This window comes from Methanoculleus sp. UBA303 (genome assembly GCA_002501655.1).
In the GTDB taxonomy this organism is placed as follows: Archaea; Halobacteriota; Methanomicrobia; order Methanomicrobiales; family Methanoculleaceae; genus Methanoculleus.
On sequence record DANY01000025.1, the window covers coordinates 1 to 18,603 of the forward strand.

Annotated in this window: 18 protein-coding genes and 1 pseudogene; 6 read left to right on the top strand and 13 right to left on the bottom strand. The window is 62.3% G+C overall.

Going from position 1 to position 18,603, the window contains the following annotated elements:
• Positions 1-540: 540 nt before the first annotated feature.
• Positions 541-1,158 (top strand): type-4 uracil-DNA glycosylase, encoded by a 618-nt coding sequence (udg, locus tag BP846_RS05310; RefSeq protein ID WP_292393169.1) that lies wholly within the window; start codon positions 541-543, stop codon positions 1,156-1,158.
• 7 nt (positions 1,159-1,165) lie between these two features.
• Positions 1,166-1,597 carry a bis(5'-nucleosyl)-tetraphosphatase gene (locus tag BP846_RS05315; RefSeq protein WP_292393170.1) on the top strand — a complete coding sequence of 144 codons (432 nt, stop codon included), beginning with the start codon at positions 1,166-1,168 and terminating at the stop codon, positions 1,595-1,597.
• A gap of 26 nt (positions 1,598-1,623) precedes the next feature.
• On the opposite strand, the gene BP846_RS05320 is transcribed toward BP846_RS05315, so the two are convergent.
• Genes BP846_RS05320 through BP846_RS05335 form a run of 4 tightly spaced genes read right to left on the bottom strand, consistent with a single transcriptional unit; the run spans position 1,624 to position 5,091 of the window.
• Positions 1,624-1,956 carry a DUF1622 domain-containing protein gene (locus BP846_RS05320; RefSeq protein ID WP_292393171.1) on the bottom strand — a complete coding sequence of 111 codons (333 nt, stop codon included), beginning with the start codon at positions 1,954-1,956 and terminating at the stop codon, positions 1,624-1,626.
• Positions 1,957-1,985: 29 nt separating this feature from the next.
• Positions 1,986-2,792 (bottom strand): ABC transporter ATP-binding protein, encoded by an 807-nt coding sequence (locus BP846_RS05325; protein WP_292393172.1) that lies wholly within the window; start codon positions 2,790-2,792, stop codon positions 1,986-1,988.
• Complete coding sequence (locus BP846_RS05330; protein ID WP_292393173.1) at positions 2,789-3,901, bottom strand: FecCD family ABC transporter permease; 1,113 nt, start codon at positions 3,899-3,901, stop codon at positions 2,789-2,791. The genes BP846_RS05325 and BP846_RS05330 overlap by 4 nt, the downstream gene beginning before the upstream one ends.
• A 29-nt stretch (positions 3,902-3,930) precedes the next feature.
• Complete coding sequence (locus tag BP846_RS05335; protein ID WP_292393174.1) at positions 3,931-5,091, bottom strand: iron ABC transporter substrate-binding protein; 1,161 nt, start codon at positions 5,089-5,091, stop codon at positions 3,931-3,933.
• 295 nt (positions 5,092-5,386) lie between these two features.
• On the opposite strand from BP846_RS05335, the gene BP846_RS05340 reads away from it, so the two are divergent.
• Positions 5,387-7,483 (top strand): acetate--CoA ligase family protein, encoded by a 2,097-nt coding sequence (locus BP846_RS05340; protein ID WP_292393175.1) that lies wholly within the window; start codon positions 5,387-5,389, stop codon positions 7,481-7,483.
• A gap of 104 nt (positions 7,484-7,587) precedes the next feature.
• Positions 7,588-8,958: an MBL fold metallo-hydrolase gene (locus BP846_RS05345; protein ID WP_292393176.1), complete on the top strand. Its 1,371-nt coding sequence runs from the start codon at positions 7,588-7,590 to the stop codon at positions 8,956-8,958.
• A gap of 88 nt (positions 8,959-9,046) precedes the next feature.
• On the opposite strand, the gene BP846_RS05350 is transcribed toward BP846_RS05345, so the two are convergent.
• From BP846_RS05350 to BP846_RS05360, 3 genes are all read right to left on the bottom strand, one after another.
• Positions 9,047-9,574, bottom strand: a complete 528-nt coding sequence (locus BP846_RS05350) for an OsmC family protein (RefSeq protein ID WP_292393177.1) — start codon at positions 9,572-9,574, stop codon at positions 9,047-9,049.
• 68 nt (positions 9,575-9,642) lie between these two features.
• Positions 9,643-11,808, bottom strand: a complete 2,166-nt coding sequence (locus BP846_RS05355; protein ID WP_292393178.1) for a thioredoxin domain-containing protein — start codon at positions 11,806-11,808, stop codon at positions 9,643-9,645.
• A 156-nt stretch (positions 11,809-11,964) separates the two neighbouring features.
• Entirely contained in the window at positions 11,965-12,267 is a 303-nt protein-coding gene (locus BP846_RS05360) for an Hsp20/alpha crystallin family protein (protein WP_292393179.1), read from the bottom strand.
• Between the two features lie 237 nt (positions 12,268-12,504).
• Between BP846_RS05360 and BP846_RS05365 the strand changes: the two genes are divergently transcribed.
• Both BP846_RS05365 and BP846_RS05370 read left to right on the top strand, forming a co-directional pair.
• Entirely contained in the window at positions 12,505-13,071 is a 567-nt protein-coding gene (locus tag BP846_RS05365) for a hypothetical protein (protein ID WP_292393180.1), read from the top strand.
• Positions 12,953-14,164: an RNA-guided endonuclease InsQ/TnpB family protein gene (locus BP846_RS05370; RefSeq protein ID WP_292393181.1), complete on the top strand. Its 1,212-nt coding sequence runs from the start codon at positions 12,953-12,955 to the stop codon at positions 14,162-14,164. Before BP846_RS05365 ends, BP846_RS05370 begins: the two co-directional genes overlap by 119 nt.
• Positions 14,165-14,206: 42 nt before the next feature.
• Here BP846_RS05370 and BP846_RS05375 read toward each other — a convergent pair whose 3' ends face one another.
• From BP846_RS05375 to BP846_RS05400, 6 genes and pseudogenes are all read right to left on the bottom strand, one after another.
• Positions 14,207-14,452 carry a 4Fe-4S binding protein gene (locus BP846_RS05375; protein ID WP_292393182.1) on the bottom strand — a complete coding sequence of 82 codons (246 nt, stop codon included), beginning with the start codon at positions 14,450-14,452 and terminating at the stop codon, positions 14,207-14,209.
• Positions 14,449-14,976 carry a 2-oxoacid:acceptor oxidoreductase family protein gene (locus BP846_RS05380; protein ID WP_292393183.1) on the bottom strand — a complete coding sequence of 176 codons (528 nt, stop codon included), beginning with the start codon at positions 14,974-14,976 and terminating at the stop codon, positions 14,449-14,451. Before BP846_RS05380 ends, BP846_RS05375 begins: the two co-directional genes overlap by 4 nt.
• Positions 14,969-16,081, bottom strand: a complete 1,113-nt coding sequence (locus BP846_RS05385) for a transketolase C-terminal domain-containing protein (RefSeq protein WP_292393184.1) — start codon at positions 16,079-16,081, stop codon at positions 14,969-14,971. The genes BP846_RS05380 and BP846_RS05385 overlap by 8 nt, the downstream gene beginning before the upstream one ends.
• Entirely contained in the window at positions 16,075-16,956 is an 882-nt protein-coding gene (locus BP846_RS05390) for a thiamine pyrophosphate-dependent enzyme (protein WP_292393185.1), read from the bottom strand. Before BP846_RS05390 ends, BP846_RS05385 begins: the two co-directional genes overlap by 7 nt.
• Positions 16,957-17,134: 178 nt before the next feature.
• Positions 17,135-18,247, bottom strand: a complete 1,113-nt coding sequence (locus BP846_RS05395) for a CapA family protein (protein ID WP_292393186.1) — start codon at positions 18,245-18,247, stop codon at positions 17,135-17,137.
• A pseudogene (locus BP846_RS05400) lies at positions 18,226-18,603 on the bottom strand (hypothetical protein); the annotation flags it as partial. The pseudogene BP846_RS05400 and the gene BP846_RS05395, both read right to left, overlap by 22 nt.

The window sequence follows — 18,603 nt, forward strand, 5'->3', positions numbered from 1 at the left end:
GAATCTCCTCGTGCACTGGACCGTGGTGGCTATCGCCATGGGGTGGGGCAGTACGTGGGGATACCGGGGACAAGCCATCTCCCGAGAGGCAACCCCCCGGATAGTGTGAAAAAGATCAATACTTCTCCTCCGTTGAGAGTGCCGGTAATTGGGAATCGTTGCACTAGTACACGGAGTGCGTACATCCTGTTGCCTCCGGGCATGCGGGGCTCTTCATCCGGGGCATCAACCGGGGATGGGGGGACCCCGCGCATCTCGAGATACCGATTCCGGTATCCACGCATGAGAAATCAACGTTCCTCTATATGCCTTTTCTGTGACACACATCTAAACGTTGGGCCTTCCAGATAACTTCTTTACTCAAACCGGCCTCTATGAGCACGAAAACGGTGCCGCGCCGGCTGGTGAGAACCGTAGCCGGAGGGGTGGCACCGCCTCATACCTCTTCGCGGGTCGCTCCAGAGTGGGTGAGGTTAGGTCCGCCGGCGGCAAAACGCAATACATAAGAAGGTTATACGAGTTATCCTCAATAGTGTGGGCATGGTGCAGGAGACGGGGAGAGAGGTAGCGATAGAGAGGCTTGCCGCCGTCATCGACGAGTGCCGGAAGTGCCCTCTCTGGGAGAACACCCACCATGCTGTCCCCGGGGAGGGGGATGCCGGGGCCGACCTCATGCTCATCGGCGAAGCGCCGGGTAAGCAGGAAGACCTCACCGGGAGGCCGTTTGTGGGACGGGCAGGAAAACTCCTCGATGGCCTCCTCTCGGGTATCGGTCTCGTTCGAGGTGACATCTTCATCGCCAACATTGTAAAGCACCGGCCGCCTGAGAACCGTGACCCCAGGGATGAGGAGATCCGGGCCTGCACCCCGTACCTGGAAGAGCAGATCCGGGTCGTCAGGCCGAAGGTGATCGTGATGCTGGGCCGGCATTCGAGCAGGTACATCCTCTCCTCCCTGCCGGTTGAATTTGACCGGATCACGGAGATCCGGGGGACCGTCTACCCCGCGGTCCTCTTCGGCCACCCGGTTCGCCTCATCCCCACCCTCCACCCCGCCGCCGCGCTCTACAACCCGGCATACCGGGAGGCCCTGGAAGAGGACTTCCGGGTCATCGGGCGTGAACTCGCAGGGGCAGGAGGATCTGCTATACGGGACTGAAAAGGCCATGGCAAAAGAGAAGTCATACGGGGCTGTCGTCGTCCGCCGGGATACGGATCTCCAGTACCTCATCCTGCAGTACGGGGCCGGGCACTGGGACCTGGTGAAGGGGCACGGCATGCGCGGCGAGAGCGAGGAGGAGACGGTGCTCCGCGAACTGGAGGAAGAGACCGGGATCACCCGGGCCACGTTCATACCCGGGTTCCGGGAGGAGATTCACTATTTCTTCCAGCGCCGGGGGCACACGGTCTACAAGGAGGTCGCCTACTACCTGATCGAGACCCCGGAAGAGGCGGTGACGCTCTCGGACGAGCATATCGCCTACCAGTGGCTCCCGTATGATGAGGCGCTCCGGGCGATCACCTTCGGGAACTCGAAACGGGTGGTCGGGAAGGCTCACGAGCACTTAACGGCCCCGCGGAGCCCGAAGAGCGGGTGACCGCGAGCCCCGGCCCCCACTCTTCCTCAGACTTTTTTGTCCTCGGGGAGTTCGCTCACCTCCTTCCCGAGGAAATAACTTATGACGGTCCTGATAGTGACGAGCGACCCGAGGACGATCAGGTCCTGGAGCGTCGGTTCAAGGATTGTCTTCAAGACATCGGCGGCAACGAAGAACTCGAGGCCGATCAGGATGCGCGTGGTGAACACCCACCGGATGTCGTGGTAACTCCGCTCCCGAAGGCGCGTCTCCCGCGCCAGGAGCTCGATGATCGCAATCACCGCTCCGTAGACGATGAAGAGCCCCCCGAACGTCCCGAGGACCGTTTCGGTGATCCCGATGAGCATCTCGAGCACCATGCCTGGCGCGCATATCGATGACGGTGGACTTATACGTTACCCGGGCTCTCGGGGAACCCACCTTCCGGGCAGGCACTCTCCGGTGCCAGAGGGACGACGACGGAGAACCCGTTGTAGCGCTCGAGCGTCACGGGGACGCCGTAGACCGCCTCGATGATCTCCGGCGTCACCACATCGGGTCCGCCCGCGGCATGAATGACGCCGTCCTTTAAGAGAATGAACCGGTCAGCATAGCGGAGCGCCATGTTCAGGTCGTGCATCGTCATCACCGCGGCAACGTCGTGGTCCGCCGTCACGCGCCGGACGATCTCGAGGATCTCAAGCTGGTTTTTGAGATCGAGGCTGCTTGTCGGTTCGTCCAGGAGGAGCACCCGGGGTTCCTGCACGAGCGCCCGGGCAATGCTCACCTTCTGGAGTTCCCCGCCGCTCATCTCATCGATGTACCGGAGCGAGAGATCTTCGAGGCGGAGCATCCGGACTGCTGCCTCGACGATCCGGAGGTCCGCCTCCGTTACGTCCCACCGGATGTGCGGCCGGCGGCCGAGGAGGATAGCGTCGAATGCGGTCATCCGACCGACCTCACACCGTTGCGGGACGTAGCCTACCTTCCGGGCGATCGCCATCCGGTCCGCGGTGAGGAGGTCCGTCCCCTCGACGAGGACAGACCCGGTTTTCGGCCGCAGGATGGCGTTCATGCACTTTAAGAGCGTCGTCTTTCCAACACCATTCGGCCCGAGAATTGCGAGAACCTGGTGTGGGCTGAGGCTGAACGTTATATCCCGGATGACCGGGGAACTCCGGTAGGTGAACGCCACACCGTCAACGTCGAGAATCATCGCCGATACCCCACGAGAAGCAGGTAGATGAAGATCGGTGCGCCGAGAAAGGCCGTGAGCACGGCTACCGGGAGGATATACGGTGCCACAATGACCCGTGCGACGGTGTCCGAGGCGAGGAGGAGAACCCCGCCTATGACGCAGGAGCCCGGGATCAGGTATCGCTGGTCGTCGCCGATGATTCTCCTCACCATGTGCGGGCAGACGAGCCCCACAAACCCGATGACCCCCAGAAACGAGACGATCACGGCGGATACGAGCGCTGCGACGACCATCCCAATATCCCGAACCCGCTCGACGCTGACACCGAGTCCTTTTGCGGTCTCGTCACCGGCGTCGATCGCGTTGTAGTTCCAGCGGTTCGCGACGAAGAAGAGACAGGCCGCTATAACGACGAGCGTCATGATTCCGAGTTCCTGCCAGCCGGCCCGGCTGACGTCGCCGAAGGTCCAGAAGACGACCGCGGCGAGCTGGGTGTCGTCGGCGAAGTACTGGAGGAACATCGTCCCCGCCGTGAAGAGGGAGGAGAGGGCAACGCCGGCGAGTACCATCACCTCAGGGGATGCCCCGCGTATACGGGATATGAGCAGGATCACAGTGGTGGCAAGGAGACAGAAGGCGAATGCTACGATCGTCGTCAGGTAGGGGTTGCTCAAGGTGACGGCGTCGGCAACCGTCGAGTGCATCTGGCCTGTGCCGAGGAGGATGACCGAGACGGCCGCCCCAAAGGCACCGGCGTTCGATATGCCGAGTGTAAACGGGGATCCGAGCGGGTTACGGAGGATCGACTGCATGGCGACACCTGCCACCGAGAGCCCGACCCCGGCGACGATCGCGGCGAGCGCCTGCGGGAGGCGGATGTTCCAGACGATCCGGTCTGCGTTGGAGACGCTCATAGCGGCGTCGGGGTGAAGAAACAGATAAATCCGGTCGATGGTGCCGTTCACGAGGGAGAGAAAGACGTCATACGGGGGGAGACCGGCCGCACCGACCGATATGGATACGATCAGGAGGATGAAGAGGAGGATGATCCCGCCGAGGATCCAGAGGTACTTGCGCCGCACGTATCCCAGGTAGTCTCTCGGGATGGTCCCGTCTGCAAAGTGCATCTTTTCACATCCTCCTTCTCGACCCGGCGCTACAGCGGGATCTCCGCGAATCCGAAGTTCCTGTACTGGCTGTTCAGGTCGCCAAAGACCGGTTTGCCGAGGAAGAAGGTGTAGATCTCGTCTGCCTTCTTGATGGGGTCGACATCGGCGAACCGGTCGGGATACAGGGTCTTCCCGACGAAGTAGGCGTCGGCAAGCACGGTCTCGTAGTTCGTGTTGTAGAAGTTGTACGGGAGGACGCCGTAGATCCGGCCTTCCTTCGCGGCGGAGAGGCCCGCGAGCGCCGCGTCGTTCTTCAGTTCATCGATCGCCCCGCCGCCCTCCATCTGGATGGTGCCGACGTCGATGAAGATGTATCCGGGGTCCCAGTCGACGAGCGCCTCTTTCGCGACATCGGCATGCGCCGTGCCGAGACCTGCGGCAACGTTTTTCGCGTGCACCCAAGAAAACGGCGGGTAGGCCGGTTCGGTGGAGATGATACCGTGAGCGCCTGCTGAAGAGACGCCGCCGACGTAGACCTCCTTCTGTTCAGCCTCAGGGATCTCGCCGGTCCGGCGCTCGAGGTCGGCCATCGTCGCCTCGATGTAGGCGATCACCTCTTCGGCCCGGTCTTCTCTCCCGAGAACCTGACCCATCGCGCGGAGACCGCCGTACATCTCGGCCTTCTCGGCGTCGTTTCTGAGCGAGCCGTACGGGAACGCCACGACCGGGATGCCTGTCTTCTCCTGGAGTTTCTCAGCCTCGGCGGCACTTGTCCCGTATGCCGTTCCGCTCGAACCGGTCTTGAAGATGACTTGCGGGCTGATCGCGAGAATCTTCTCAGGGTCGTCCTTACCCCGGAACTCACCGATCAGCGGGAGCCCTTTGAACTGCGACCCGTAGGCGAGGGCGTAGGGACGGCCTTCTATCGTCTGTTCCTTCTTCTCGATGTCGTCGACACCGACGACGAGGTCCTGGTCCTGCAGGTAGACGAGGTAGCGGAGACACCCTGAGCCTGAGCAGACGACACTCTCCGGAGGCGACGGGACGGTGACGGTCCGGCCGAATCCATCGGTTATCGTGGCCGTCTGGCCGCTCTGGGCGACGGTCGGACCGGTCTCGGTGCCGGTGCACCCGGTGGCGAGCATAAGCACAACGAGGGCCGCAAGCACCGCGGCGGTGAGGATTCCTGTAGATCGAAACGGCGACATACTATCATCAATTGTCGTAACACAGTTTATTATAGTTACCGAATAGGGATCTACTCGGTATGATTCAGCTCCGGTTCGTAGTACCATGTGCCGGTGCAGAGACCCCGGATGCCGACCGGCTTCTCCCGTCTCGTGGAACCCGGACCCTCTGTATGCCTCCTCTGCCGCGCCCTCCGGCGGGGACCGGACCCGCTCCCGGGAGCTGGATAACTATTATGGGCGGCCGGCCCAATCCCTGGAATGGAGACACCGGTCATGCAGCCCGGGCACGACCGCATACGATTGAGGGATATCCATGCCGGAGAGAATGTTAACCGAATCTGAAGGATACCGCCTGCTGGAGACGTGCGGGATACCCGTGCCGCCCCATCACCTCGCCACCAGCGCCGGCGATGCCCGGGCGGCCGCCGGGCGGATAGGCTACCCTGTCGTCATGAAGGTCGTATCGCCGCAGATCGTCCACAAAAGCGATGTCGGCGGAGTCATCACCGGGATCGAGGGGCCGGACGACGCTGAAGAAGCATACCATACGATCATGCAAAACAGCGCCTCCCGTGCCCCGGATGCGGTGGTCACCGGCATCATCGTGGAGAAGCAGATGCCCGGAGGGCTCGAGGTGCTGATCGGCGGGAAGACCGACCCGTCGTTCGGGAAGGTCGTCACGTTCGGCCTCGGTGGGAAGCTCGTGGAACTCCTTGAGGACATCTCCATCCGTGTGCTGCCCGTCACCGACGACGATATCCGTGCAATGGTCCGGGAGATTGAAGGCTATCGGCTCATCCGGGGATACCGGGGGGAGTCCCCGAAGGACGAGGAGGCGCTCGTCCGGGTCATCGCAACGATGGCGCGCCAGTTCACCGAGAACCCGCAGATCCGGGAGTTCGATCTCAACCCGGTCATCGTCTCTGAAGAAGGAGCCAGCGTCGTCGATGCGAGGATCATCGTTGGGGATACTGCCGGGGGCGAGGCCGCCCGCCTCAGCATCCGGGCACCCCCGGATATCCTCTACCCGGAATCCATCGCCGTGATCGGCGCATCCGCGAGCCCGAACAAGGTGGGCTACTCCGTCCTCCGGAACCTGCTCTCCTTCCCGGGGAACCTCTACCCGGTCAACCCGGCCCGGAAAGAACTCTTCGGGAAAACGGCCTACCCCTCTGTTGCGGATATCCCGGGCCCGGTCGACTGGGCGGTCATCGCCGTGCCGGCCCACCTCGTCCCGGGGGTGATGGAGGAGTGCGGGGAGAAAGGCGTCCGGCTCGCCGTCATCGTTACTGCCGGGTTCCGCGAGATCGGTGGCGCTGGCGCGGCACTCGAAGAGGTGGTTGTGAAGATCGCACGCAGGCACGGTATCCGGATCATCGGCCCGAACTGCCTCGGGATCATGATGCCGCATCAGGGGATCAACGCCACGTTCGACCCGGTCTCACCGAGGCCCGGGGATGTGGCCTTCATCTCCCAGAGCGGCGCGATCATCACCACCGTCGTCGACTGGAGCCTCCCGGAGGAGTTTGGGTTTTCGAGCGTGATCAGCGTCGGCAACCAGGCGGACCTCGGGTTTGAGCACTATCTCCGGTTCGCCGAGCAGGACCCAAAGACCCGATCGGTCACCCTCTACATCGAGGAGATCCAGGATGGGCGCGGTTTCATGCATGTCATGCGCGAGGTCGCCGGGAAAAAACCGGTGGTGGCGGTGAAGTCCGGGTCGTCCCGGAAGGGCAAGGCCGCGGCGTCATCCCATACCGGATCGCTTGCCGGGAGTTACGATGTCTACATCGCGGCGTTCAGGCAGGCGGGGGTGATCCCAGCCCGGGGCCTGCGGGACGCCTTTCACCTGGCGGAGCTCCTGGCGTCCGAAGGCTACCCGCAGGGGAAACGCGCGATCGCCGTCACCAGTGCGGGAGGGTTCGCCGTCCTCGCATCCGACTACGCCGAGACGCACGGGATCGATATGGTCGACCTCCCCGACGATGTGGTCCGTGAACTCAACGCGTTCCTCCCTCAGTTCTGGAACCACGCAAACCCCATGGATATCGTCGGAGACGCCGACGCGGCCCGGTTCGCCGCTCTCTTTGATGTTCTGATCCGACACCAGGACTTCTGGGACATAGCGTTTGTTATCGCCGTGCCAACCACGCTCGCCGATCCGGCGCACGTTGCAAACGAGATCGTCCGGCTCTCCCGGAACACGGAGAAGATGGTGGTGGGCTGCATGCTTGGCGGCGATAGTATCAGGAGCGGCCTGCGTATCCTGCGGAGTTGCCGGATCCCGAACTTCTCGGAGCTTGAGGATGCGTTCAAGGCTGTGGGAAGCATTCTTTCGGTCAGGACCGCACGGTTGGGTGAGCAGTCCCGCCTGCCTCGTGACGACCGGTGTCCGGGCGGTGGGCAGTAGCGTCTGCCTTTCTCTCCGTATTCCCAGAAACCTTTTTATACACTTCTTCCGTATTCCGGCGCATCGGAACGGGCGGCGGAACCCCGCCGGGGAGATGCACACGGATGCTGTTTGAGAAGATCAAGTCTGATATCCTTGCTCACAACTCATATATCATAGGGGCGGGCGGCGAGGCGGTGGTCATCGATCCGAGGCGTGACTGCCTGGCCTACACGACCATCGCCGAACGCCAGAACATGAAGATCACCAGAATCTTTGAGACGCATAAGAACGAGGATTACGTCAGCGGCTCCCGGGAACTCGCCTGCCCGACTGGAGCGGAGATCTTCCACGGGGCACGGGAAGAGTTTGGGTTCGGCACCGGCGTCGAGGAAGGGGAGACATTCAGACTCGGACCGTTCGAGGTTGAGGTCCTGGAGACGCCCGGCCACACTGTAGAGAGCATATCCCTCCTGATGCGGGACCTGTCGGTCTCCGACGACCCGCTGATGGTCTTTACGGGCGATGCGCTCTTCGCTGGTGATGTCGGGAGGACCGACCTTGCCGGCGAAGACCAGCGGCGGGAGATGTCGGAGATGCTGTATGCAAGCCTGCACGATAAGATCCTCCCGCTCGCTGACGGCGTGATCGTCTGCCCCGCCCACGGCGCCGGTTCGGTCTGCGGCGGGAATATCAGCGACCGGGAGTACACGACCATAGGTTTTGAGGCGGCGACGAACCCGCTGCTCTCCATGGGGGAGGAAGAGTTTGTCGATTATAAGGTGAACGAGCGGCTCTATGAGCCGCCGTATTTTACGATGATGCGAAAACTCAACAAAGACGGTCCCCCTCTGATCTACAACCTGCCACACCTGCGAGCCTATACGGCCCGGGAGATACGCTCTCTCCTGGGCCGGAAGGCGCAGGTCGTCGACATCCGGTCGCCGACGAGCTTCGCCGGGGGGCATATCCCGGGAACCACCAACATCTGGCGGGAGGGCCTTCCCCTCTACATGGGCTACTACCTGAACTACGAGAACCCGATCGTCCTCGTGGACGACTTCAACCTGGAGATGGGTCGTGTGGTGCGCCACTTCGTGCGGCTTGGCTACGACAATATTGCCGGATACCTCGCCGGTGGATTTCCGGCCTGGTTCAAGCAGGGCGAGAGGATCGAGAGGACCGGCACCTGGTCCCCCTCCGACCTCGCGGAGCACCTGGACGACCCGGCGATCTACATCCTCGACGTGCGGGATATCAAGCACCGGGAGGAGAACGGCCACATCCGGGGCTCCCACCACATCTACGTCGGGCACCTCGAAGAGCATCTGGAGGAAGTCCCGGAGGAGAAACAGATCGTCGTCCACTGCGATGTCGGGTTCAAGGGGAGCCTTGCGGCAAGCATCCTCCAGAAGCACGGGTTCCGGCATGTTATCAACCTGCTCGGCGGCACCATCGGCTGGGAGGCGGCGAACTACCCGTTGGTTAAGGATTGAACCCCATTCCCTTCCTTTTATTGCAGCGTTTTCCTCAAAAAATGGTTCCGGGCTATCCAGAGACAGTCGTCTTTTTCCGGGCGAGCAGTCACATCGCCCCCGTATACTCCTGTGCGAGAGAGACCCTGACCGGCACCCTCTCCTCGAGCGAGTCCGCGACCGGCGAGCGCCGGTAGCCGCGGCTCACGAGTTCCTCGATCTTCTCCCGCGGTGCATCGGCACCCATCCGGACGGTCACCCGAACTTCCTCAAAACCCGGCCGAACATCGCCGGAGACCTCAAAGAGCCCCCTGAGGTCGAGGTCGCCCTCGACATCGATATCGATGGAACGGACCTCAACCTCATCTTCAGCCGCGCTGTAGGCGATAGAGATCGCGATGCAGGCGGAAAGTGCGGTGAGCACCAGCTCCATCGGGCTCGCTCCCCGGTCGGTCCCGCCGAGGGCGGCCGGTTCGTCGGCCGGAATGGCGAAGTTCCGGACGATCGTGGTGGAGTGCGCACCGCCGTTCCAGCTGGTGATGCCGGAGAGGGTTCTTTTGCCCTCTGCCGGGTCCTTCTGCATGGCTTCAACACGGGCGTTCACCTTCGCCATATCAACTCCGTTTCGCATCATCATATCTGACTCCTCGCGGGAACTTGCGCCCGCGGGGTATCACTCCGTCAAATGATACTATAATCCTGCCGTCAGATGACCGGCTCCGGCGGCCTTTGGGTCGTTTTCATGAGCCGGAGCATCTCGTCGGGATCGGTTGTCGGGATGTCGCAGGCGTAGTTGGTGCAGACATACGCTGTCGCTCTCCCCTCGATCGTCACGATATCCCGGGTAAATCCGGCTATTCTTGTAATCTCCGGCTCTTCCTCATCAGTGGGGCGGAAGATGACGACGGTGTCGGGCGTATAGTGCAACCGGATAACGCTGACCATTGCTCTCGTATCCTCTGCACCAGGAACGCCGGCTATGATCACCTCGAAGTTCGGCCCCAGCATGAACTCAAGGCCGGTGAGGAAGTAGGAGTAGGCGGTAGGGGTATCGCGGACGGCGTCGGCAAAGACGTGCCGTATCCGGTTCGCCGTCTCTTCGAGTTCGAGGTTCGCCGTCATCCGACCGAGGACGAAGAGGGCATACATGGCCGTGCTGTTCCCGGAGGGAATCGCCGCGTCATAGGCCGTTTTCTGGCGGACGGGGGTGTCTCCGTCGTCCGGCGCAAAGAAGAACCCCCCATGGCTGCAGTCCCAGTAGTGGGCGACCAGGTCCCGGGAGAGTTCGGTGGCCGTTTTGAGGTAGCCCGGGGAGAACGAAGCCTCGTAGACCTCGATGAGGGCCCAGAGCATGAACGCGTAATCATCGAGGGTCGCGGCGAGGCCGGCCTCCCCGTTCCGGTAGCGGTGGAGGAGCCGCCCGTCCGGCAGGCGCAGGCTCTTGAGGACGAACGCGGCTGCCCTCTCCGCCGCCGCCAGGTACTCCGGGTCGTCGAAGACCCGGGCGGCCCTGGCGAGAGCGGCTATCATGAGGGCGTTCCAGTCGGTGAGGATTTTGTCGTCCTTTGCCGGGCGGCCCCGCTCTTCCCGGGCCGCAAAGAGCTTCCGCCGGGCCCCTTCCACAAACCACGCCAGGTCCTCCTCCGAGGTCGAGAACTCGTGAGCCCATGACGCCAGCGGGCGCCGCAGGCGGAGGACGTTTTTGCCCGTTCTCCTCCCACCCGGCTGCTCCCGGTAGTTGCCCGGCTCCGTGACGCCGAAGATGCGGGAGAATCGCTCACCGTCCTCCTCCCCGAGAACCTGCAGGATCTCGGCCTTCGTCCAGAGGTAGAACTTCCCCTCCTCGCCTTCGCTGTCCGCGTCCTCCGCTGAGTAGAAGCCGCCGCCCGGATCGGTCATCTCCCGCAGGACATAGGCAATCACCTCCCGGGCGGTCCTGGCAAACTCCTCCCTCCCTGTCGCGAGGTAGGTCTCCGTATGCGCCAGAACGAGGAGCGCCTGGTCGTAGAGCATCTTCTCGAAGTGCGGGACGATCCACTCTGCGTCCGTCGAGTAGCGATGGAACCCGTAGCCGATCTGGTCGAAGATCCCGCCCCGCCGCATGGCATGCAGCGTCTTCTCGACCATCGTGTATGCCGGCTCCTTGCCGGTCCGATTCCAGTACCGGAGCAGGAATATGAGGTTGTGTGGTGCCGGAAACTTGGGCGCGTCCCCGAACCCGCCGTTCTCCCCGTCGAAGATCCGGAAGAAGGTCTCGTAGGCCTCATCGAGGATCGCCTCCGAGAGTTCGCTCCCCCCTGGAGGGGTGTGGGCCGCGCTCTGCAACGCTTCCAGCACCTGATCGCCGGCGTGCTCGAGTTCCTGCCGCTGACCCTGCCAGATCTTGCTGATCCGTGGGATGAGGTCCAAGAGGCCGGTCATCCCGTACCGGCTCTCTTTGGGTATGTAACTCGCTGCAAAGAACGGTTTTAGGTCCGGGGTCATGAAGATGGTGAGCGGCCATCCCCCGGCCCCGGTCAGCGCATGAGCAGCTGCCATGTAGACCTGGTCGATATCCGGCCGCTCTTCGCGGTCCACCTTGATGCAGATGAAGACGGCGTTTAAGAGTTTTGCGACCTGCGGATCTGCAAACGACTCCTCCTCCATGACGTGGCACCAGTGGCAGGCCGAGTAGCCGATAGAGAGGAATATCGGTTTGCCTTCCTCCCGTGCCTTTAAAAAAGCTTCTTTGCCCCAGGGGTACCAGTCGACGGGGTTGTGGGCATGCTGGAGCAGGTATGGGCTCTGTTCGTGGATCAGCCGGTTCGGTGGTGCTTCTTCCCGCACCGGTGCTTCTGGCGCTTTCGGGTCATGTCCGCGTGCCGGGTTCATACTCTGACGTGAGGATGCAGGCTAATAAAGATGACTCTTCCCGGTGGAAGGGGCGCTCCCGGTATGGAACCACCCATCCACCGCCGGGACGAAGGGTATCCGACGATACCCCGGGATAAAAAAGAGAACTCCGGCCTGGCCCGGCCCCCGCCCTCCTCACTCCGCGATGGGGATCTCCTTCGTCTCCTCCGCGACCGGTTGTATGTAGGGAACATCCACGGTCAGCAGGCCGTTCCTGAAGGTCGCCTTTGCCCTGTCAGTATCGACGGGACAGCCGACCGCGTAGGTGCCGACGTAGCGGACGTCGCCGCGGGATGCATCTATGGAGAAACTGGTCTCCTGCATCTTAAATGTGATGTCCTTCTTCTCGACGCCCGGTAATTCGATCTCGATATGAAGATTCTCCTCGTTCTCATCCGAGTAAGCACAGACATACGGTGCGACTCTCAACGCTGCCATCTCATAAACCTCCTCGATGGCGACAGAAGTGCGGGAGTGCTATTTAACGTTTGCCCTCCTCCCGACCCCCGCCGAAAACTCCTGATCTTCTCGCGTTCCTGCCCTGCTGCCAGTCGCGCTCGCACCTGCCGGTGCTCATGCTCGCCATCAGTCGCATTCCCGGACGGCAGATCCCGGACAGCGCGGCATGCAGAGCGGGAGACAGAGGTTTTATCTGGAGGCCATCAAGTCTCATGCATGAGTGAGCGGTTCATCTTCACCCGGCACCGCACCCGCTGCTACCACTGCGGCGAGGATGTCGACCAGATCATAAAAGCAGTCTCCGCGCAGGCGCAGGTTGTCTGTTCGAACTGCGGAGCGACACGGGTCTTCATTCCCAGGTTTGAGGATACCGACGCGATCGGGACCTGCACCCTGATCGGGCGTTACGATGTCTGGAATATCGAGGCTGGTGCACGGTGTAAAAACTGTGGGGTCGCGAGGCCGCACGACCTCGTTGTCGGGAGCAACCATATGACGACCCGATGCCGGGGCTGCGGCTACATGCACTTCTACCGGTTCAAGACAATGGGCCGAGGATTCCCGCGACTTGAGTCGTGGGAGGAATCGGCCCTCCACATATCACGATACACTTTCACCCCGCGGGGTATTCTTTATGCCGGGCGAGCGCCAATCGAGACGGTGTATGCAATCGGTGACGAAGTTGCGGTTGTTTGCGTCTCCCGGCGAACGGCTGCTGTTGTTCGCCACGATGGAGCGGTACAATGCCGCCTGCAACGCGGTTTCGCCGGTTGCCTTTTCTGAACGCCAGTTCTCCAATATCGGCCTGCAGAAGCGGCTGTACCGCCACGTCCGGGAGACCTTTGGGCTCTCGGCCCAGATGACCCTTCTTGCCATCCGCAAGGTTGCCGGGAGTTACCGGAGCACCCGGGAGGCGATCAAGGAGCAGAACAAGGTGCTCGCGGTTCTCGGCAAACCCTTGAAGACCCTCACTGAGATCTCGTTCCGGGAGCACGGGGCCATCTGCTACGATGCCCGGGTACTCTCCATTGGGCGGAATCGAGTGAGCATCTGGACGCTGGACGGCCGGATCAACCTCCGGTACAGCAAGCCCGCGTACTTCCCGGCGGTCGCGACCGTCACGCAGACGGACCTCGTCTACCGGGACGGGGCGTTCTGGCTCTACGCGACCGTGGAGATCCCGGACGTCGAGCCTGCCGACCCCTCCGAGTACCTCGGGGTCGATCTCGGGGTGGTGACGATCGCCACCACGAGCGACGGAGCAACCTTCTCCAGCGACGCCACCGAGAAAGTACGGCAGCGGTACGGCAGACTCCGGGGGATACTCCAGAAGACGGGCACCAGGTCGGCCAAGCGGAGACTGCAGAAGATCGCCGGCAGAGAGCGCCGGTTTAAGACCGACACGAACCACATCATCAGCAAGCAGATCGTTTGCGCGGCAGAAGGCACGAAGCGAGGGATCGCCCTGGAAGACCTGAAGGGTATCCTCCTGCGGACCACGGTTAGACATGACCAGCGCGAACGACACCACAAGTGGGCGTTCCACCAGCTCCGATCTTTCATCGAGTACAAGGCACGCCGAACCGGGGTCCGGGTGCAGGTGATCGACGGGGCGTATACGAGCCAGCAGTGCAGTGCCTGCGGGTTTGTTCACCCCGATAATCGCTCAAGCCAGGCAGCGTTCTGCTGCCTCGCGTGCGGGCATACCGAGAACGCCGACATCAACGCAGCCAGGAACATCGCTGCCAGGGCCGCTGTCAACCGGCCTATTGCGGTCTGCTCCCCCGACACCGGGGGAGAGGTGGAATCGCAAGCCTGTAAAGAGCATGGTGCCACCTACGGTATCATGCCCCCGACTGAAGTCGGGGGTAGTTGACCCTGGAGTATATGGCGAGATGTCCCATCGATGGGGAGGAGGTCAGCGCTCCTCGCGCACCATAGCGATGGCCTGTTTCGGGCACTCGTTTGCGCAGATGCCGCACCCCTTGCAGTAGTCGAGGTCGATATCGAGTTCCTCGTCGATGACCCCGTCCGGGCAGTACTGGGCGCAGAGCCCGCAGGCGTTGCACGCTTCGTGGTCCACGACAGGCCGGAACGTCCGCCACGATCCCGTCTTCCCCGAAGAGGCCTCCGTGGGCCTGCTGAGCGCAAGTCTCTCTCTCATACCTTCAACTCCTCATATGCTGCTTCTGCAGCCTTCACGTTCCGTTCGTCGGCAAACATCTCCCGGATCGCCTTCTCGACCGAGGGGAGGGTGACGACGCCCATCTTCGCGAGCGCCCCGAGCACCGGGGTGTTGAGGATGGGGCTCCCGGCGATCACAAGGTTCTCGGCGAGCGCGATCCCGGTCAGGTCGACGTGACGGCAGGTCCCGTTACATCCGGCGAGCGGATGGGCACTGTTCAGGAGGACTGTCCCGTCGCCCTTGAGACCCTGCAGGACGTCCACGACGTCCATGATGCTTGTGTCGAGCACGATCACGAGATCCGGCTCATGGATCTGGCTGTAGATCTTGATCGGTTTGTCATCGATCCTGACGAACGAGACGACCGGCGCCCCGCGCCGCTCTGCCCCGTAGAATGGGCAGGCTGTTGCGTATTTCCCGTCCCTGAACGCTGCGAGGGCGAGAAGCTTGGCGGCGGTGACGCCGCCCTGCCCGCCCCGGGAGTGAATCCTGATCTCATACATGGTCGCTCACCCCGAACCAGGTCTCCTCACCGGGATGCCGGTTCCTGACGAAGTCCGCGATATCGTTGTAGGTGACTTCCTGGCCGCCGAGGCCGGCGATCACGCTGTAGGGCGCGATGCCCGTCTTCGACCTGACGGCATGCGCCAGCACACCACCAAAGCCGAAGGAGTAGTCGCGGTCGATCACCACGACCTCCCGCCTGGCAAGGTCGAGGTCCGGGAAGGGGCGGAACCAGCGCAGGCGCATGGACCCGGCCTTTATCCCCTCATCGCGGAGGCGGTCGACCGCCACCTCCGCCTCTTTCCCGAGCGTTCCCATGGCGATGACGATGACGTCGGCGTCCTCGCACCGGTAATCCTCGGTGGGGCCGTAGGAGCGGCCGAACCGTTCCGCAAACTCACGCTCGACGTCCGCGATCACGCCTCTCGCGTCGCGCATCGACCGCTCGATATCCCAGCGGAACCGGAAGTAATCGGCCGGCCCGGTCATGGGGCCGTAGACGAGAGGGTTCTCTGTATCGATGGCGTGCGGGAGGTGGTAGGCGGGCAGGAAGTCGCCGATCTCCACCGTCTCGAGCGACTGCATGATGTGGCTCAGCGCGAACCCGTCCAGGTTGACCATCACCGGGAGGAGGACATCCTCGTGCTCGGCGATCTTGAACGCCATCAGGGTGGCGTCGTAGGCCTCCTGGACCGTGCTCACGAAGACCTGCAACCAGCCCGTGTCGCGCTGGGAGAAGGCATCGGAGTGCTCCGCCCAGGTGTTCCACCCGGGCCCGAGGGCGCGGTTGACGTTCGCCATGACGATCGGGAGGCGCGCGCCCGCCGCCCAGTGGACCATCTCGTGCATGTAGAGGAGACCGTGCGAGCTCGTCGCCGTGAACGTCCGCACGCCGCCCGCGCTCGCCCCGATACAGGCGGCCATGGCCGAGTGCTCGCTCTCCACCGGGATGTACTGACTTTTGAGGTCGCCGGCGGTGACATACTCAGCGATCTGCTCGACGATCTCGGTCTGGGGGGTGATCGGGTATGCGGCAATGACACCTGGTTTTGCGGCCTTCACCGCGGCTGCTACCGCCTTGTTGCCGGTCGCGATCGTCAGCATACGCCGGCCTCCTCGCGGGAAAGGCGCTGAATGTTCTGTTCTACCTGCTGCCGCATCTCGTCCATGATCTCGGGGCTCAGGTTCTTGAACCGGCCCTGGCCGTTGATGTACTCCTCCAGGGGCGCGGGCCGCTTCATCGCGGCCTTTGACGGACCGTTGATCGTGAGTTTCCCGAACTCACGCTCGTAGAGGATCCACGTCCCGGTCTTCACCGCCAGTTTCCCCATCTCGACCGTCTTCTCCGTAGGGTAGCGCCACCCCGGCGGGCACGGTGCCAGGATATGGATGAACTTCGGCCCCGGTATCGAGAGCGCCTTCTTCACCTTCTTGTAGAGGTCAAGAGGGTAAGCGCTGCAGGCGGTCGCCATGTAGGGGGGGTTATGCGCCTCGACGATCCGGTCGAGGTCCTTCTTGGCCGTGGGCTTGCCGCCGGGGGTTGTAGTGGTGCGTGCCCCGAGCGGTGTTGCGCCCGACCGCTGCATGCCGGTGTTGCCGTATGCCTCGTTGTCGTAGCAGATGTAGAGGAAATCAGTTCCACGCTCAAAAGCGCCGGAGAGTGCCTGAATCCCGATATCAACCGTTCCGCCGTCACCCGCATAGACGATGACGTTGGTCTCTTTCCCAAGCGCCGCGAGAGCGTTGCTCAAGCCGGAAGCGCAGGCGGCGGCTGCGGCAAATGCTATATTATATACGGGCACGTTCATCGCCGTGCCGGGGTATATCCCCTGGATGACGCTGGTGCAGCAGGCAGGCACGACCAGAACGGAATCCGGGCCGGCCGCCTTCAGCACGTAACGCAGACACAGGGAAGAGCTGCACCCCGCACAGGCCGAGGTGCACTTGAACAGATACTCCTCCTTCGGAATCGCGGACAAATTGTTTACACTCCTCTCCTCAATATTTGTCACTAATTATAATGAGTGTTTTGTGGTCTGAGCCCCGGGCACCCGGCGGCTTTCCAGGGAAAAAGGGTTATGGGTACTGCAGAGGATCTTCAGACGTGGAATATTTCTTCATGTCTGCCGGATCCGTATGCTCAAAGTGGGTCCACGCTCAGTTGCCGGCATCTTTCCTGGGAGCGCGCCTCTCCTGCACCGACAACGGGCGGAGAGACCGGCGGATCAGCCCGCCGTAACACTTCAGGCAGAAAGGTGTGCAGAGCCAGACACCCATCTCCAGGAGGGGAAGGAGGCCTCTCTCGCGTATCCGGTAACGGTAACTCTCGAGGTTCATCGTCATGTAGGCCGGCGCGATCTCCTCAAACCACCGTGCCCAGGTGATCCCGCCTCCGGCGACCGGTTTCGAGATCTCAGTGATGAAGGCCCGGATCTCCTCACTCCGTACCTCCTCCGCAGGGCGAGGCACAAAATCGTCGTCGACGGTGAGCGGTATCACCTCATGCTTCCCGACGACACCGCCCTCCTGCAGGTCGACCGAGAGGATGAATGCCTCCTGCGAGAGGTTGTGAGGCCAGTTCGGGTCGAACTGGAACATGCCGAGCGAGTAGGCGATGAGCCCGCTATGGTAGCGTTCGATCGCCTGCATGGTATGGGAGTGGTGCCCGAGGATCAGGGTGGCCCCCGCGTCGATGAGCCGGTGAGCGAGGTCGATCTGCCCCGGCGACGGATAGTAGGCCATCTCCGTCCCCCAGTGCAGTGAGACCGCTATATGGTCGCACTTGCCCGCAAGGGATGCGATATCCGCAACGATATCCTCCTCAATCAGCCGGTTGACCGATGCGCCGCCGGAAAAGACGGTCCTGCCCGTCGTGTAGCCGGCAAACCCTATTGCTATGCCGTTCTTCTCGAGGATAATCGGTTCCTGCCGGTTCGGTGACGCCGACGCCCCGATGGGGAGGATACCCCGGCTCTCGAGTGTACGCAGGGTGTTGTTGAGGCCCTCGGCACCGAGGTCGACGGAGTGATTGTTTGCCACGCTGAGGAGATCAAAGCCGGCATCCACCAGGTATCGGGCCGCTTCCGGGGGTGAAGCGATCACATGATGCTTCTGCGCCCGCTCCCCCGTCTCGGAGAGGGCGGTCTCGAGGTTCCCGAAGAGGAGGTCCTTATCCTGGAGGAGGTGCCGGACCTCCCTGAACGGGTGCCGGTTCCTCCCCGTCTGCAGCCATATGTCGCCTGCTGCCATCAACCTGACTTGTTTCTGCATTCTGCCTCATGTCGACCGGGTTCCTGCTGGTCCAGCGGCAGGTCCTGTATCAGGAACTGGTATTTGCCGCGCCTGGTGCGGGGGATCTTCCCGACGAAGCGGATGGTCACATCCACGTCGCCTTCGAACTTTCTATCGAGTTCCCGGAGAACGCGCTCCGTATCCCGGTCGTTGTACGCTGGTTTCTTCACGATTCGCATCAGCACTTCTCCTTCTCTCTTCTGGTAGAATTGGAACTGTGCAACGTTGTCAAAGACGTCGGAGTGCATGTTCACCGCGGTCATCGATATGAACCGGCGATCCTTTGTCACGATGAACTCCTGGAGCCTCCCCTCCACCCTCTCGAGGAGCGGGTA